Source organism: Pseudobacter sp. (assembly GCF_051955275.1).
Classification (GTDB): domain Bacteria; phylum Bacteroidota; class Bacteroidia; order Chitinophagales; family Chitinophagaceae; genus Pseudobacter.
In genome coordinates, this window is sequence record NZ_JBQCGW010000211.1 from 17,196 (window position 1) to 34,123 (window position 16,928).

A 16,928-nucleotide genomic window follows, 5' to 3' on the forward strand; every position below is an offset into this window, starting at 1 on the left:
GCTATCCGGCATGCTGTTCAAACATATTTAAATTGGCATGGACAGTCAATTACACAGGCTGAACCGCATATTCCTCCTGTGCTTATTTCACAGAGGCTGCCAGTTCTGCAATATTCAGCGTTTTCCTGATCTCACGGATCAGATCATGCGCTAACCCCTCTTCTTTCTCATGATAGAAATAAAGATCGATGATCACCAGCTGAATATCTGTGGGCTTTCTTACAGGATCCCAGAATTCCGGGTTTGGCTGCACCACCTTCAGATTGTTACCATTCAGGTAAGGTTTTTTCCTTTCTTCAGGTGACAAGGCCGCCAACTGGTCCCTGAGATCCTGTAAGCGCTTTTCAAAAGCACCGACTGCTTTTTTATTCTCCTGTATTTGCCCGGCTTCCTGCTTCTTCATGTCCTCTCCCATTTTGTCGAAATCAGCTTTTGTCTTTTCCCATTTGGCTTTGGCACCGGCAGGGTCCGTCTTCGCCAGCACATCCAGCCCTTCCTTAATGGCTTTGAGCGTAGCATCTTTGTCTTTCAGCCATTGCTGATAAGCAGAACCTTTACCATGGATCTCCGTCATTTTTTTCACATCATCCTCGGCATCCTTGATCAGGATCTTATGCACTTCTTCCCTGGTCACATATCTGTACAGCGGTTTCTGGTTTTTGGTGATCACCACATAGCCTCCTTTCAACACAGGGCATCCGGCAATATGGTCAATCACTTCTGGCTCCTGGTATCCCAGTTTGTCCAGGTTATGCCTTCCCAGGCCATGCCTGAGATCATTGATCCACACATGGATGCCCGGGCCTTCATCTGCGCGCCTGGGAGTTGGATTGCTTTTGGTACTATAATATTCGCGTATCCGGAGCCCGGTAAAACCAGCCATTGGTTTCTGATTGTAACAGCTACCATCTCCGCAAACCGAGGCCCATACACCAACTTCATACCCCTTTGGAGGATTCAGACAGGAAGTTTTGTGCATCAGCTCCATGAAGTTGTGCATGTTCTGACGCATGGTATTCACCTGGGCGGCAGTGAACCCATGACTGGATGCATAATAAGCAGGGATCTGAGCAGGGCCAATATGATAAACGCCCTTCTCTTTGTGATGGATAAACTTTTCCTGCGCTGTCCCGCTTGCTGCATTAAGCAACAGAACGGCAGACAGTAAACAGGCTCCTGATCTTTTCATATTCGTATCATTACAGGTTAACAATAAAGAACCTGTAAAGCTATTCAGGGAGCGGCTCACGGGAACATTATCACTACCGGAATGATGATCGATTTGACTGAACTGCCGGAATATCAAAACCTCTATTCATAACGCAGCGCTTCGATAGGATCCAGCCTGCTGGCCTTCTGCGCCGGATAATATCCGAAGAATACACCAGTAACGGCACAAACGAGAAAAGACAATATGATGGAGGATTGTGAAACCAATGTTGGCCAGGAAAGAAATGTAGTGATCAGCTGCGAAGCCAGGATCCCCAGCAATACCCCGATGATCCCACCTGTTACACTGATAAGAATAGCTTCCACTAAAAACTGCAAAAGGATATCGATGCCACGCGCACCGATAGACATTCTCAGACCAATCTCTTTGGTACGCTCCGTTACAGATACGTACATGATATTCATGATACCGATCCCTCCCACCACCAGCGAGATGCCTGCAATGGCAGTGAGCAGCACGGTAAGTAATTGACTGGTAGAACTGAAGGTATTGATCAGCTCCGCCTGCGTTCGCACACTGAAATCATCGGGATCTCCCTTCTTCAGTTTGTGCTCAGCACGCAGGATCTCACTGATCTCCTGTACAGCATTGTCTGTACTGTTCTCATCGATGGCAGACGCATAGATATTCTGTATCCAGGTAATGGCGAGGATCCGCTTCTGCACGGTGGAAAATGGCGCTACAATGATATCGTCCTGATCCTGACCGAATGCATTTTCTCCTTTCTCTGCCAGCACACCAATTACTTTGAAGGGGATCTTATTGAACCGTATGATCTTGCCAACGGGATCTTCTCCGGAAGTGAAAAGGTTTTCCACCACGGTTTGTCCGAGTAAGCAAACCTTCGCAGCATTGTTCTCATTCTCATCAGAGAACACGATGCCGTCTTTCAGTTTCCAGTCGCGGATCTGCAGGTAATCGGGGTATACACCCTGCACAGTGGTAGGCCAGTTGGCTCCTGCATAGATCACCTGCCCACGGCTTTGCACGGCTGGCGACAAGGCAGAAATATATTGCGCCTGTTTACCCACAGCCGTAACATCTGTGAGTTTGAGAGATTGCACACTGCCGGATTCAAGTCTGGCGCCTCCGCCGACTGACTGGTTGCTCTGCGGCCTGATGGTGATCATATTCGATCCCATGCTGGATAGCTGGTCCTGTATGCTTTTTTTGGAACCCTGACCAATAGCCACCATGGTGATCACAGCCGCCACGCCAATGATGATACCCAGCATGGTGAGAAAGGCGCGCAGCTTGTTGCGAAGCAGCGCCTTCATGGCAATTCTGAACAGATTTAGAAAATTCATAGCGGCTGTTTAATAATCTTCAGCAACAGGAAGGCTTGCCAGCACTTCTTTTGCCGAGCGTATATTTTCATTCTTACTGTCGCGGACCACTTTGCCGTCTTTCAGCATGATGGTCCTGCTACTGAAAGAAGCGATATCCGGTTCATGCGTTACAAACAGGATGGTCTTGCCCTGCTGATTCAGATCCTGCATCAGTGCCATGATCTCGTAGGAGGTGCGGCTATCCAGATTGCCCGTGGCCTCATCCGCCAGGATCATTACAGGATCATTCACCAGGGCCCGCGCGATGGCCACACGTTGCTGCTGTCCGCCAGACAGCTGGTTGGGCAGGTGATCCATTCGATTGGCGAGGTTCACTGCTTCAAGCGCTTTCACGGAACGTTCATGTCTTTCCTTCGCAGAAATGGTATTGTTATAATAAAGCGGCAGCTCCACATTTTCCAGCGCCGATGTCCTGGCCAGCAGGTTATAACTCTGGAACACGAAGCCGATCTTACGATTGCGAAGCTGCGCCAGTTCATTGCGGTTGAGATTTCCGATATCCACACCATCCAGCAGGTATGTGCCACTACTGGGCTTATCCAGCGCACCCAGGATATTCAGCAGGGTGGTTTTACCCGATCCGCTGCTGCCCATGATGGTAACAAACTCTCCTGCTTCCACCGTGAAATGCACGCCTTTCAGGGCACGTACAATTTCAGCCCCCATGCGGAACTCGCGTTTCAGATCTGTTACTTCCAGTATGATTGCAGGCATATGACTTGTTTGAAATGTTACCTTGGTCTGTTGCCACCACCTCCACCGCCACGGCGGGCTGGCATGAAGGGGCTCCTTACATTATTGTTTCCGGCCGGAGCCGCACCAGGCTGAACAATGCCAGTGATCACTGTGTCCTGCGTTGTGAGCCCATGCAATACCTGCACATTGGCATCATCCGATAAACCGACCTGTATCATGCGCCGCGAGATCACCTGCTTATTCTTCAGCCAAACAACAGCTCGTTTAACCTTTTCCGTTATACCGGTACTGTCTTTCATTGCAGGTCTCTCCTTCTTCAATGCAGAAGTATCTGTATTATTCCGGTTGCGTTTGCCACCTTCACCGGCAGGCCTGCCTTCGATGGTATAATGCTTCAGCATGGATGAATCAGGAGTAAACTTGATGGCTTTGGCAGACACCAGTAATACATTGTCTGCTTCCTTTGTATACACGGTGATGCTGGCGGTCATACCCGGCTTTAACTTCAGCTGTTCATTGGGAGCATCTATCAATGTGGCATAGGTGACAACGTTGGAAGAAATACTGGGCTGCAGCCTGATCTCTTTTACAGTTCCCTCAAACTCATCATCAGGATACGCATCCACGGAAAAAACAACCCGCTGCCCCTTCTTCACATTACCGATATCCGCTTCATCAACAGCGGCCTGTACCTGCATGCGCGAGAGGTCCTTTGCAATCACGAACAAAGTGGGCGCATTCAGGCTGCTCACAACGGTTTGCCCCACACTCACATTCCTGCTCAATACCGTGCCATCGATAGGCGAATAGATATCTGCCAGCGCCAGGTTACGGTTGGCAGTCTTCAGTTGCGCTTCCGCACTCAGTACATTGTCTTTAGCCGCATTCACCTGGTAGAGGGCTGTTTCATATTCAGCACGGGAGATGGCGCCCACATCCAGCAATTGTTTCTGCCTGTTGAAATTGCTCTGCTGATAAGTGAGATTGCTCCTGGCCTGTTGCAGGGAGCCAGTGAACTGCTGCACCTGTGCATCCAGCAGGATCTTATCCAATGTTGCCAGCAGCTGGCCTTTCTTTACTACAGAATTGAAATCAGCATACACGTTTTTGAGAGTGCCCGATACCTGGGTTCCTACCGAAACCGTGTCCACCGGTTGAATGGTTCCTGTGGCTGTAATACTTATAGCTACAGAGCCATAGGATGGCAGTTCAGTTTCCAGCATCACCATTTCTTCTTTCTCCCGGAACTTCCAAAACCATATTGCCCCGGCGGCCAGCACCAGGATCAGCAGGATGATCAGCCATTTCCATTTTTTCATACGTTCTGTTTTCTGTTGCCAATACTATAAGCTCACCGGCGTGCCGGTATAAAAATCATATACTTTGTGATTCATGATAGCACTGTACTTGGCCTGGATAAAATTCTGCAATGCCTGCACGTACAGGTTCTTCTGCGTAAGCAGGTCCACCATGTTCACAGCGCCCAGTTTCAGTTGTTCATTGGTAATATCCATGGTCTGCTGCGAAACCCGCAACTGTACTTCCGCTACATTGTACTGGTTGCGCGCATTGAGCAGTGCGATGTATGCCTGCTCCACCGCCTGATCGAGTGTAGTGAGGGATCCCTGCAAACTTATCTTCGCCTGTTCTATCTGGATCTTCGATAATTCAATATTGGTTTTATTGATACGGTTGTTGAAGATGGGAATGGCCATGCTCAGGCCTGCACGCTGGTAGAAGTTATTGTTGAGTTGCGGGAAATAGGCTTCATCCCTGTTATCGGAATAACCGGTGCTGAGCGCGCCGTTGAGAGAGATCACGGGACGCCTTCCTGCCTTCGATTTCTCCAGTTCAAATTCAGCCACCCGCACATTGAGCTCGTTGGCCCTGATCTCCGGCCAGTTGCTCAAAGCTTTCTGTTCCGCATCGGGCAATGGTGTTACTACGGGCGACATATACAAAGTATCCGGCACCACCACATCGAAATTGACCGATGAATTCAATTGCAGCAATTGTTTCAGCGTGATCAGATTCTGCCTGTATGCGTTGCGGGCCGTCACGATATTGAATTGATCATTGGCCACCTGGCCTTCGAACTGAATGAAATCCTTTTTTGAGATACTGCCTGCATCAAACCTTTGTTTGCCCTGCGTCAGCTGTGCCTGCGAAGTAGTGAGCAGGTCTTCCAAGTAAATGATATTTTCTTTGGCGAGTAAGATATTGAGATAGGCCTGGGTGATCTGGATGGTCACATCTTTCATGGCTGTCTGGATATCCAGGTCAGACATCTGTAATTGCAGCTCCTTTTGTTTGATATCATTTTTCAGGTAACCGCCATTGTAGAGCGTAACATTGGAGTTGAGAGAGTAGTTGCTGGAAAAATTTGCCTGTGTCTGAAAACCGCCTACCACCGGATCTGCATTCTTGCTGTTCACCAGGCTCTGGCTCATGGAGCCGGAGAGACTGGGGTACCGGGCGGCTTTTGACAGCAGCAATGCTTGTTCCGTGCTGAGCCGGGCCTGTTCCAGGGTGCGGACCTGCAGGTTGTTACGGGCTGCGTAATTGAGACAGGTGGCCAGGTCCCATTTGAGGTCGCGGCGATCCAGGGTATCACTGTTCTGCGCCAGTGACGCGGTTTGAAGAAGCAGGCCGCAAATGGTACTGATAGCAATTCCGGGCAATTGTTTCCACATATACAAACTGTTTTAGGCTCCGGGAAATTGCCGGAGGCATAACGTTCAGGTTGAAAGCCATTACAGTTTGAGTAAAAGGGGGTTGGAACTATCAGGGGGTATATCCTAAAGATAATTCATTTTACCCTAAGCAAAGCAGATGCCCTGCTGGTAACCGTGAGCAATAACAATTGATTAAAAAGTTACCTTCATGGCATGTTTGATTTCCGGTTAAAAGTATTCCATACGGTAGCCACCAGGCTGAGCTTTACAAAAGCAGCGGAAGAACTGTTCATCACACAGCCTGCTGTAACCAAACATATCCACGAGATAGAACAGCATTTCAAAGTGAAGCTGTTTGAGCGGGATGGCCGGAAAGTGAAGCTGACCGCAGCCGGACAAACATTGCTCCGCCATACCTCGGAACTGTTTGCCCTCTATCGCAACCTGGAGTTTGAAATGCATACGCAGGCCGATAAAAAAGCAGGCCGCCTGCGCGTAGGCGCCAGCACTACTGTTGCACAATATGTATTGCCTCCGGTGCTCGCTTCCTTTCACCAGCAATTCCCGGATATCAGGCTCACACTTACTACCGATAATACAGAACAGATCGGGCAGTCCTTACAGCAGCACCAGGTGGATCTCGGCATCATCGAAGGAAGGGCAAAGAACAATGCGTTCCGCTACACGCCTTTTTTAAAAGATGAACTGGTGCTTGTGGCAAATGCAAACAATCCACTTTTAAAGAGATCCATCAAAACCGAAGAGCTGCTGAAACTGCCGCTGCTGCTGCGCGAACCAGGCTCCGGCACGCTGGAAGTGATTGCACATGCATTAAAGCCATTGGGCATTAAGATCTCCCAACTGAAAAAGGAAATGCAACTGAGCAATACAGAGAGTATCAAAGGGTATCTTCAACACAGCCATTGTATGGCCTTTCTTTCCAGGCACGCCATTCAGAGCGAGCTGGAACAAAGAACGTTCAGCATCATCGATGTAAAAGGATTGGTGATCCAAAGGGATTTCAATTTCATTACTCCTCACGGCGAGACCGGCGCGCTGGTAAATCTCTTCATGCAGTTCGCACTCACTCATAACCTGAAGTAATCGATCATTACGTTTTACCATTTCCCGGGGAATACATATTGGCGGAACTTGCAGTCCTAATCAGGGGTTATGAACAATATAAGAACTGCAGGAAGTGATAAGTTTTCAGACAGGCACCTCAGTACCCGGCAAATTGTTTTCATTGCTATGGCAATACTATCCGTGAGTGGATGGATACCTGCTCCGGCAGCGCTCTTGCTGGGATTGGTAATTGCCCAGCTGACGGGACATCCCTGGCCGCAATTGAATCACAAGGCCACGCAATGGTTATTGCAGGCATCGGTAGTGGGGCTGGGCTTCGGGATGAACGCGTTTGCCGCGCTGGAGGCAGGAAGAACAGGATTCGGGCTCACCCTCGTTTCAATAATATGTACACTCGGCGCCGGCATGATGCTGGGCAAATGGATGAATGTGGACAGGAAAACAGCCTGCCTGATCGCGGCAGGTACGGCGATCTGCGGAGGCAGCGCCATTGCGGCGGTGGGTCCGGCCATTGGCGCGAAGGAGAAGCAATTGTCGGTGGCACTGGGAACGGTTTTCATATTAAACGCAGTGGCTTTGTTCCTGTTCCCGGTGGTGGGACATCTGTTTGAATTATCACAGCAGCAGTTCGGGCTTTGGAGCGCTGTTGCCATTCATGATACATCTTCCGTGGTGGGGGCCGGCAGCCGGTATGGGCAGGAGGCGCTGGAAGTGGCAACCACTGTAAAACTGGCGCGGGCGTTGTGGATCATTCCGGTGAGCCTGCTGGCATCTTTTGCATTTAAACAACGCGGTAAGAAGCTGGCGATCCCCTGGTTCATCGGGCTCTTTCTGCTGGCGATGCTGGCCAATACATTTATTCCGGCGGTGCAGCCGATCAGTGCGGTGATGACGACCATTGCAAAACACGGGCTTACGCTTACGCTGTTTCTCATCGGGTCGGGATTATCTGGTGAAGTGTTACGTAATGTTGGTGTCAGGCCGCTGGTGCAGGGGATCATTACCTGGGTGATCATTGCCACCTGCACATTGTTCTTCATTAAACATTTCGCATAGTCTTCATAGTTATATCATATAACTTAAAAAGATAAGCCGCTCCAGTTGGAGCGGCCGATCTTCTCATGTACCCGCAAGGTGGACAATCTAACCCGCGAATTATTTTTTGGCCCACCAGAGGGGGGTCAGGGCATTATCTAAGCCTCCAAGTTGTTGCATAGCCTGTTCATACCCTTTCACGTTGGTATTCCTCAGTGAAGCAGGATATTTCAGACGTTGAGGTAAGAATTTCACACTGCTGCTCATATAATTTCCGGAATTGAGATCTGGCATATTGTTCAGCACATCCTCTGTATTTGGATTCTCGAAGAAAGGAAGCGACAGTCTGCGTTTGTCACTCCATGCTTCTAGTGGCAACCAGGGAAGCTGAGCGATATATTTCTGAGTGATGATCTTTGTAAGCTGATCATTCTTTACAGTACCGTTTTTGTACAATGTATTTACGGGGTACAGAATAGTGGCAGTTCCTGCAGTGTTAGTATAACCATTAACATAATTAACGGTATAACTTGCAGGAGGCTCAGTTACGTGATCCCATTTTACAGAAGTACCCAGTCTGTTGTAGCTTTCGCTTGCCAGATAATCTGCAGCGAAAGAGCTTACACCCCAGTAACTGAAGTTAGCTTCAATTCCTGCTTTGTATGCTGCTTCTCCTGACATCGGAACAGTCCAGTTACGTACAGCAGCTTCAGCAATCAGGAAATAAGTTTCCCATGGGCCGAAGAAGAGGCGTTTGTTGGTACTTGTTCTGAATTGGTTGGCCAGTCTGGGAAGGCCACCTGCATTGTTTCTCCATTCGTTGCGTGTACCTGGGGCTCCCCATGCACCGCCATTGGTACCATTGAAAGTGAAAGCAGCTTCCAGATTCCGGCCGGTATTAGGAGCACCTGCAGCCAGATCATATGCAGTAACATCCCAGTTACCAATTTTTGCAGTAGCAGGATTGGTAAAGTCTCCAGGAATTGGGAATGCTTTGTATGCACGTGGGTCGATAGAGTAAGGCAGACCATCCAGGAAGTAGCCGGCAAATGGATCGTTGCTTTTGGCAGAGAATTGTTCTGTCAGCAATAAACCGGCATAGTTAGCAGGCTTGATATATGATGCAAATGAAGGAGCCAGTTGATCAGCAGAAGGAATACCACCGAGGCCAACAAACATATTCTCGAGTGTTGTGCTCAAACTTTGCCAGTTCCAGGTACGGCTCATTACACCAGTGAGTGGGCTATAGCCATCTTTTTCCTGAACCTGAAAAGCATCATCCCAATTAGTGAGCAATGGTTTGGTAACAGCATCTTCAAATTCCGATTTGGCTTTATCCGGGTCAACTTCAGACAAGCGCATTGCCAGACGAAGACGCATGCTGTTGGCATACTTCTGCCATTTTGCAAAATTGTATCCATAAGCCGGATCCCAGTCTTTCACTGCATCGGCGTTGCCCGCAAGATCAAGTTTAGCACTTGCATCTTTCAGTTCGTCGAGTATATGATAGTATACAGTTTTCACATCAGAAAAATCCGGGTTCACGCCCTGAAAGCCATTGATGGGAATGGGGCCAAAGTTATCTGTCATTTCACTCAGCAGGTAAGCGCGCCAGATACGGGCCACCTGTTTGAGGTTTTCATTGTATGGCCATGCAGTGCCGTTACCTTTCTTTTTATCAGCAATTTCTATTGCTGTAGCAGCGCTATTGAGCCATCCGGAGATGTAACGATAATAGTCTGTATTGTAACCATCATTCTGTCCGCCGGAATTGAAACCGCTTCCGTCCCATTCAAACCTGGCGCCATCTTTCCAGTAAATTACAAAAATGCGCTCTGCAATATGCGGGTCCATCTGCGCCCCAACAATGGCGTTATTGAGGAAGTATTCCACTTCCACCTGGCTGTCATTCGCCTGTTTAGGGTTCACACCCAACTCATCGAACTTCGAGCAGGAAGAAGCCAGCAGGGAGGCTGACAGAAACAGTGCTGAAGATATTTTTAATGTTTTCATTTTAAATTCGGTTTCAGTGATTAGAAACTTAGCATCAGGTTGATCAGGAAAGAGCGGGTTGTAGGAGGAGCATAATACTCAAAGCCCACAGCACTACCACCTGTAGCAAAAACAGATTCAGGATCCACGCCATTCAGATGGCTGGTGATCAGCCACACATTGTTGCAGCTAACGCCCAATTTTGCACGCTGTATAGGTGTTCTGCCCAACATCTTCTTAGGGAACTCATAGCTGAGCTGAACGTTGCGTAGACGAATATTAGTAGCATCATAAATATTAGCTTCCGTGATACCAAGATTTGATACACCTGCGACAGCGTTCCAGTAGCGTTGAGGCGTAACCGCCGTAGTGTTGGTTTCATAACCACCACCTGATTTTGCAACTACACCGTCCACGACAAAGTCCGCACGGTTTCCACCCGGCGCAGTAACAGCCGCAACACCACTTTGCTGCAAATCAGCATTGGTACCGGAGAAGATCTGGCCACCAAACCTTCCATCAACAAGGAATCCAAGATGCCAGTTTTTGTAGGCAAAGGTGTTGGTTATGCCAAGCAGCGCTTTCGGTTGCTGGTTACCCAAGCGAACGATAGTGGGGGAACGCTGTGGCAGCCCCTGTGCTGTGAGTAATAATTTACCATAATCAGCACTTCCTTTATCTGTTACACGAACAAACTGACTGCCATAGATCTCACCAAACAGTTTGCCTGCTTCTGCTACTACCGCAGCATCATCGAATGCCTGGAGATTATAGATTTGCACATCATCCTTTGGATAGATTTCGAGTACAGTGTTTTTGTTGGTAGAGAAATTCACATTCACATTCCAGCTTAGCCCATTCGGATTGGTAAGAATTTTTGCATCTGCAGCGATCTCAAATCCTTCATTCCGGATCCTACCTGCATTGATCCTCTTAAAGTCATAACCACTTCCAGGATCCATCGGCAGATTGATCAGTTGATTTGATGCTGTTGTTCTGTAATAGCTGAAATCGAGTCCAACTCTGTTGTTCAGGAAGCGCAACTCGGCACCTAACTCCAGAGACCTGATCAATTCATTGGTGACAGTAGAATCGAATTTTGTATTATCACGTTTTGCAACTGTTCTGCCATTTGCATCGCGCTCGATAACATAAGTATTGTAGAGGTTATAAGGAGGCATATCGTTACCCACTTCAGAAATTGATCCGCGGATCTTACCATAGCTCAGCCAGGAAGGTAATCCTTTCAGGTGCTCGGTAAAGATATATGACAGGCTGATTGAAGGATAGAAGTAAGAACGGTAATTTTTTGCAAGCGCAGAGCTCCAGTCGTTACGGAAAGTACCTTCCAGATAAAGATAACCATCCCAGTTCAGCCCTACAGTTCCATACACGGAATTGATCTTCTTATCCCTTACTTTATCAGTAATGCTAACGGGGTCCTTACCATTGGTACCGAGGAAAAGATCAGGCACCTGCAGTTCACCAACGTTTAGTTCTAATTGGCTCCATTGCTGGTCCATCAGGTTACCACCCAAAGCCGCAGTACCGCCCAGTTTACCGAAAAGATTGTCTTTTTTGGCCGTAATGAGGGTGCTGTAGTTGAATTCCTTAAAGCTTATCTTGCCATTGGAATAGCGGCCTGTTCTACCGAGCGGGCTGCCTGCGTATAATTTGTTATCCAGGTCTGTGTTATACATATCCCCACCCGCTTTGATCTCTGCATCCAACCATTCAGTGAACTGGTATTTGATAGATCCATTGAGGATAAAGCGATCGCGGTCATCCATATTCGTGCGGTACTTTGCGTTCCAGTAAGGATTCACCTGGCTGCTCAGATCGTTCCACCAGTACATAGTACGATCTGGTTTTACTGCGTTTTTAAACTGTGTAACATCCACCGTTATAGGCATTCCCAGCAGCAAAGCAGAATAGTTATTTGCATTGGAACCAGCCTGTGGCCGGTTCACTGCCTTTGAATTTGAATACTGCACTTTGAAGTCTGTGCTCCAACGATCGTCCTTTCCGAATTTGGAAGTGGCCCTCGTCATCAGATTAACACGGGTAAGTTTAGCGCCAGGGATCACACTTTTATCATTGAGATAGTTCATGGAAGTGTACACGCTGGTGTTCTTGTATTGCTGTTGGAGAGAAACAGATTGATTATGGTTAACGCCAGTTCCATAAAAAGCGTCCACGTTATCGTATGCCCTGAGATTCTCTTTCTGGCCATTCCAGTTGGTCACTTCCTGACCTTCAATCTTCGGTCCCCAGTTGAATGCATTATTCTTATCGTTTGCATAAACACCATTGTTTCCCTGAGCAAAACTGGACTGTCTTTCCGGAAGCATCAGAATTTTTTCAAATCCCAGGGTGGAACCGACAGTAATACCCAAACCATTTACTTTTCTGCCCGATTTAGTAGTGATGAGGATGGCTCCGTTACCGGCGCGGCTACCATACAACGCTGCAGAAGCTGCACCTTTAAGTACTGAAATACTTTCAATATCTTCTGCATTTATATCAGCCAGGCCATTCCCCATATCCATTTGCGGATTGAAGAAATCGTTGTTTTCAACACCTGTAAAGTTATCGATGGGAATACCATCTACAACAATCAGCGGCTGGTTGGAACCGGTGAGGGAGTTCATACCACGGAGCACGATCTTGGAGGAACCCGCAGGTCCATTGCTGGAGCGGATCACCTGGAGACCGGCAACGAGGCCACTCAAAGAATTGGTGATGTTCGGTTCGCGGACATCAGCCACGGTACGGCCTTTTACTTCCTGTACAGCATATCCGAGTGATTTTTTCTGGCGGCGGATACCCAGTGCCGTTACAACCACTTCGTCCAGGCCGGCGGCAGCATTCTGGAGGGTCACGTTAACCCCGTCAGTTGCGCTCACTTCCTGTGTGCCGAATCCCACGGCGCTGATCACAAGTGTTGCTCCGCTGGCAACCTGGATGCGGAAAGCACCCTGGCCATTCGAAGCTGTCTGATTGCTGGTCCCTTTCTCGGCAATGGTTGCAGAAGCAACAGGATTACCTGTTGAATCCTTCACTGAGCCGGAAACCCATTTTTTCTCCTGTGCGTTCGCTGTGAGGCAGCTTAATGCGGCGAAGAACGCGCATAGCACAAGGCGGCATAGCATTTGTCTCATGCAGTGTGTATTGTTTGGTTTAATAATGGTGCAGACCTCCCCTGCGTAAAGGGCCTGCACGTTGAGCCTTCCAATCAGGCGGTCAATAATTTATGACTTCTTCTATGTGACCTGATGCTATCAAAATGTTCCATCACCAGGGCTGCGCCTCCCAATCGTTCGGCTTCATACCCTAACTGAGAAATCATGATCTCGATGTTCTCTGCAATGCGCGGAATGCAATGTTCATTCAAGGCCTGCTGTATCGGCGCCAGCCAGATCCTTCCTGCCAGTGCCCCTCTCCCGCTGAGCACTATCAGCTCAGGATTGAGTACATGGATCAGGATGGCAATACCACGCCCGATATGATAAGCAGCCTGCGATATCAGTTCCACCGCATATTTATCACCTTTGTTGGCCGCGTCCATGATCGCACGGAACGTTTCCTCCACCTTCTCTTCACTCAGGTTCTTCAAAGTGGAGGTCCTGCCCTGCTGCAATCCGTTGATGGCCTTTTCAGCGATCACCAGTAAAGAGGTCTCCGTTTCCAGGCAACCCATCTTTCCACAGTTGCAGATCTTTTCATTGGTGAATAATGGAATATGGCTGAACTCACCCGCAAACCCGTTGGTGCCGCGGAAAAGACCTCCGTTCAGGATCAATCCCAGTCCAATACCCCAACCGATATTCACCACCATGGCATTCTTCTTATCGCGTGCCGCGCCCAGCCTCAGTTCCGCCAGCGCTATCAGGCTGCTGTCGTTCTCAATCTGCACCGGTAACCCGGTTATCCGCTCAATATGACTCACGATGCTTTCTGCACCCGACTGTAAAAAAGTATAGTTGATCCCCTTCGTTACATCCACAAAACCAGGCATGCCGATACCAATGCCTGCTATCTTTTCCCTGGGTATTCCGGATTTGCTGATGAAAGAATCGAGGAACTGTGCTAGTTTGTGAAGCGAATCCGACTGGTTGCTGAGATCCAGTTCCAGCTTGTCGATCTCTCCCACATACTGATGATGCATATTCTGAATGCCCACCTGCGTGATGAACTGGTCCATCGCTACCGTTACCACAAACATGATGTCGGATTTCAGAGAGTACATCTGGGGACGGCGGCCACCGGTTGAATGGGCGTGGCCGGATTCGATAACAACGCCTTCCTCCATCAGTTCAGACAGTGCTTTGGCTGCATAAGGCAGGCTCTTCTCTGTAAGTGAACTCAACTCGGCACAGGACAATTCCCTCTTGAAATACAGATGTTTGATCAGGCTCTGCTTATACAGTTGCTGCTTCTCCGACACAAGCGATAGTTTAAGTTGATGTTAAATTTGACTGTTAAAATAGAAAACTTCTTAAATAAATCCAAAAAGTTTTTGATTAATTTATCAAGTAACCCCCACTATTGAAACTAGAGAAGTTGAAAAAGACCCGCTTTTTGGCGGACGAACACCCTTTCCGGCAACACGGAGCAGCGTAAGTTTGAGTAAATTAAAAGCTGAAAATTATGTACCTGCATAACAAGACCGCCATCATTTATGGCGCTTCGGGAGCTATTGGTAGTGCAATCACCCGGGCCTTTTACAAGGCTGGCGCAAATATAATGATGGTGGCCCGAAATCAGGAAAAACTCCGGCGCGTGGCAAATACCATTTCTGCTGCGGATGGCCGCATTGAAACAGCAGCGCTTGATGTACTGGATCAGGCAGCCGTGGTGAAACATGCAGACAGTGTGGCAGCAAAAGCAGGCCGGATCGACATCTCAGTGAATGTGACCGGCACCTTTCATATCCAGGGAGTGAGTTTCCCTGATCTGTCGCTCGAGGATTTTATGTTCCCCGTTAACACGTATATCCGCTCAAATTTTATCACGGCGCAGGCAGCGGCCAAACATATGATCCGGCAGAAAAGCGGGGTTTTGCTCAGTATCTCCACACCCGGTTCAAAATTACCGGGCCCCGGTTTCATGGGGTATGGGCTCGCCTGCTCAGGTATCGAAGCCCTTAACCGGCATTTTGCCGGTGAGCTGGGTCAGTACGGGATCAGGTCTGTCTGTCTCCGCCCGGATGCCATGCCCGAAGCCGGCGCCCACGGTTCCTATAGTAATGAAGTATTTGCAAAAGCAGCAGGCGGCGCAGGGATCAGCATCGAAAGCATGCTGGAACAACATGCGCAGGCCAATACACTTTTAAAACGACTCCCTACCCTGGATGAAGTTGCCAACACGGCTGTTTTCATGGCTTCGGATCTGGCCAGCGCCATCACCGGAACTGTGGCCAATCTCACTTGCGGCTCATTGGTGGACTGAGTCTGGGTATTCTGATAAGCGGATAGCTGAATTCTACGTAATATATATTATCATTACGCGACCAATATTTATGTAGAAAACACAGCTCCATGATAGCCCTGTTAAGAATCTTATTATTTATTGCACTCACTACGCTCAACGTAGAGTACCTGGTCAATCGAGAGAGCTCTACCCTGTTGCTCATGCTGGCGATTGCCATTGAAGTGGCACTGATTTATTTTCTTATCATTCCTCTTATTAAAAAACTTATCAGAAGATGATCTCAGCTTTATTTGTGATCGGCACGCTCATTATTGTGTTTCTTTATTTCAGAGCCAACTGGGCCACCATCCGCTCTGGAGGCAATATGATTGCGTCCGGAAAATTCTGGTTCGGGATTTTTGTCCTCGTTTGCGGACTGATCATATCCGCCGTTCAGCCATTCACCATGGAGCGTGTGGATGCCGGCCATGTAGGCATCAAGGTAAACCTCACGGGCGATGACCGCGGTGTGAGCAAGTTCGAATACAAGACCGGCTGGGTGATCTACAATACCTGGATCAGCAAACTCTATGAGTTCCCCACCTTCCAGCAGCATATCGATTACCCGGAACAACAGGTGATCACCAAAGGTGGTTTCTCCGCAACCATCAAACCCAGTTTCAACTACGCACTGAAGCCGGGTGATATCGGCGATATGTTCTCCAATCTCCGTTTAGATGTAAAGCAGATTGAACAGCAGTGGCTTCAGACAGCCATCGTGGGTACGGTGAATGACGTAGCTAACAAATGGGCGGTGGACGATATCTTCAATCAAAGGGAGCAATTTGAATCCGACATTGTTGCCGAAGCGAATAAAAGAGTGGCAAAGTGGTTTACCATCTCCCAGTTAAGGACCAATATCACACCGCCTGAAGCGCTGCAACAATCCATTGAAGCAAAAACAAAAGCGATACAGGAAGTACAGGTGGCCGAAAACCAGCGCCTGGTGGCCATTGCGGAGGGCGACAGAAAAATTGCTCAGGCAAGGGCCGATAGTGCCGCCCAGGTAATTGCTGCCTCCGGCGAGGCCGAAGCCATCCGCAGAAAGCAGGTTTCACTGAACGGCACTTATATAGAATACCTTAAGATTCAGAAATGGGATGGACAACTGCCACAGGTGCAATCCGGGAACGGTGGTGGCATCATCCTGTCATTAGATAAGAAAAAAGATTAAGCCTCCAAGGCTTCCAGCTCTTTCATTTTACGGCTGCGTTGCATGATGGTCTCCCTATGCTGATGACCCCAGTTGTGCAACGCAGTCAATACTTCTTCTAACGTATCCGTATATTCGGTTACCTCATATTCCACCACAACAGGTTTGGCCTTTGTATCCACAGTGCGTCTCACAAAACCATTCAGCTCCAGGTCTTTCAACTCATTGCTCAATACCCT

General features: G+C 48.5%; 13 protein-coding genes. 4 read left to right on the plus strand and 9 right to left on the minus strand.

The window, feature by feature from the left end; all coding sequences use genetic code 11:
* Positions 1-82 precede the first annotated feature (82 nt).
* The 5 genes from ACTHMC_RS18155 to ACTHMC_RS18175 all read right to left on the minus strand — a co-directional run bounded on the left by ACTHMC_RS18155 (position 83) and on the right by ACTHMC_RS18175 (position 5,969).
* A complete protein-coding gene (locus ACTHMC_RS18155; RefSeq protein ID WP_440415201.1) occupies positions 83-1,189 on the minus strand; it encodes a hypothetical protein in 1,107 nt (368 codons plus the stop codon).
* A gap of 122 nt (positions 1,190-1,311) precedes the next feature.
* Complete coding sequence (locus ACTHMC_RS18160) at positions 1,312-2,538, minus strand: ABC transporter permease (protein WP_440415202.1); 1,227 nt, start codon at positions 2,536-2,538, stop codon at positions 1,312-1,314.
* Positions 2,539-2,547: 9 nt separating this feature from the next.
* Positions 2,548-3,294 carry an ABC transporter ATP-binding protein gene (locus ACTHMC_RS18165; RefSeq protein WP_440415204.1) on the minus strand — a complete coding sequence of 249 codons (747 nt, stop codon included), beginning with the start codon at positions 3,292-3,294 and terminating at the stop codon, positions 2,548-2,550.
* Between the two features lie 17 nt (positions 3,295-3,311).
* Positions 3,312-4,595: an efflux RND transporter periplasmic adaptor subunit gene (locus ACTHMC_RS18170; protein WP_440415205.1), complete on the minus strand. Its 1,284-nt coding sequence runs from the start codon at positions 4,593-4,595 to the stop codon at positions 3,312-3,314.
* A gap of 24 nt (positions 4,596-4,619) precedes the next feature.
* On the minus strand, positions 4,620-5,969 hold the full coding sequence (locus ACTHMC_RS18175) for a TolC family protein (protein WP_440415207.1): 1,350 nt from the start codon (positions 5,967-5,969) through the stop codon (positions 4,620-4,622).
* 195 nt (positions 5,970-6,164) lie between these two features.
* Here ACTHMC_RS18175 and ACTHMC_RS18180 point away from each other — a divergent pair, with 195 nt between their 5' ends.
* Positions 6,165-7,055 carry a LysR substrate-binding domain-containing protein gene (locus tag ACTHMC_RS18180; RefSeq protein WP_440415209.1) on the plus strand — a complete coding sequence of 297 codons (891 nt, stop codon included), beginning with the start codon at positions 6,165-6,167 and terminating at the stop codon, positions 7,053-7,055.
* A gap of 69 nt (positions 7,056-7,124) precedes the next feature.
* A complete protein-coding gene (locus tag ACTHMC_RS18185) occupies positions 7,125-8,093 on the plus strand; it encodes a YeiH family protein (protein ID WP_440415210.1) in 969 nt (322 codons plus the stop codon).
* A 99-nt stretch (positions 8,094-8,192) separates the two neighbouring features.
* Here ACTHMC_RS18185 and ACTHMC_RS18190 read toward each other — a convergent pair whose 3' ends face one another.
* The 3 genes from ACTHMC_RS18190 to ACTHMC_RS18200 form a co-directional block, all read right to left on the minus strand.
* The gene (locus ACTHMC_RS18190; RefSeq protein WP_440415212.1) at positions 8,193-10,085 is read right to left on the minus strand and encodes a SusD/RagB family nutrient-binding outer membrane lipoprotein; all 1,893 of its coding nucleotides are present in this window, start codon (positions 10,083-10,085) and stop codon (positions 8,193-8,195) included.
* 20 nt (positions 10,086-10,105) lie between these two features.
* Positions 10,106-13,225 carry a SusC/RagA family TonB-linked outer membrane protein gene (locus ACTHMC_RS18195; protein WP_440415213.1) on the minus strand — a complete coding sequence of 1,040 codons (3,120 nt, stop codon included), beginning with the start codon at positions 13,223-13,225 and terminating at the stop codon, positions 10,106-10,108.
* 74 nt (positions 13,226-13,299) lie between these two features.
* A complete protein-coding gene (locus ACTHMC_RS18200; protein WP_440415215.1) occupies positions 13,300-14,511 on the minus strand; it encodes an ROK family protein in 1,212 nt (403 codons plus the stop codon).
* Positions 14,512-14,714: 203 nt separating this feature from the next.
* On the opposite strand from ACTHMC_RS18200, the gene ACTHMC_RS18205 reads away from it, so the two are divergent.
* A complete protein-coding gene (locus tag ACTHMC_RS18205) occupies positions 14,715-15,515 on the plus strand; it encodes an SDR family NAD(P)-dependent oxidoreductase (protein ID WP_440415217.1) in 801 nt (266 codons plus the stop codon).
* A gap of 256 nt (positions 15,516-15,771) precedes the next feature.
* Positions 15,772-16,710 (plus strand): SPFH domain-containing protein, encoded by a 939-nt coding sequence (locus ACTHMC_RS18210; RefSeq protein WP_440415219.1) that lies wholly within the window; start codon positions 15,772-15,774, stop codon positions 16,708-16,710.
* On the opposite strand, the gene ACTHMC_RS18215 is transcribed toward ACTHMC_RS18210, so the two are convergent.
* A partial coding sequence (locus ACTHMC_RS18215) for a winged helix-turn-helix transcriptional regulator (protein WP_440415220.1) occupies positions 16,707-16,928 on the minus strand: 222 nt, incomplete at its 5' end. The two genes, ACTHMC_RS18210 and ACTHMC_RS18215, sit on opposite strands and share 4 nt — an antisense overlap.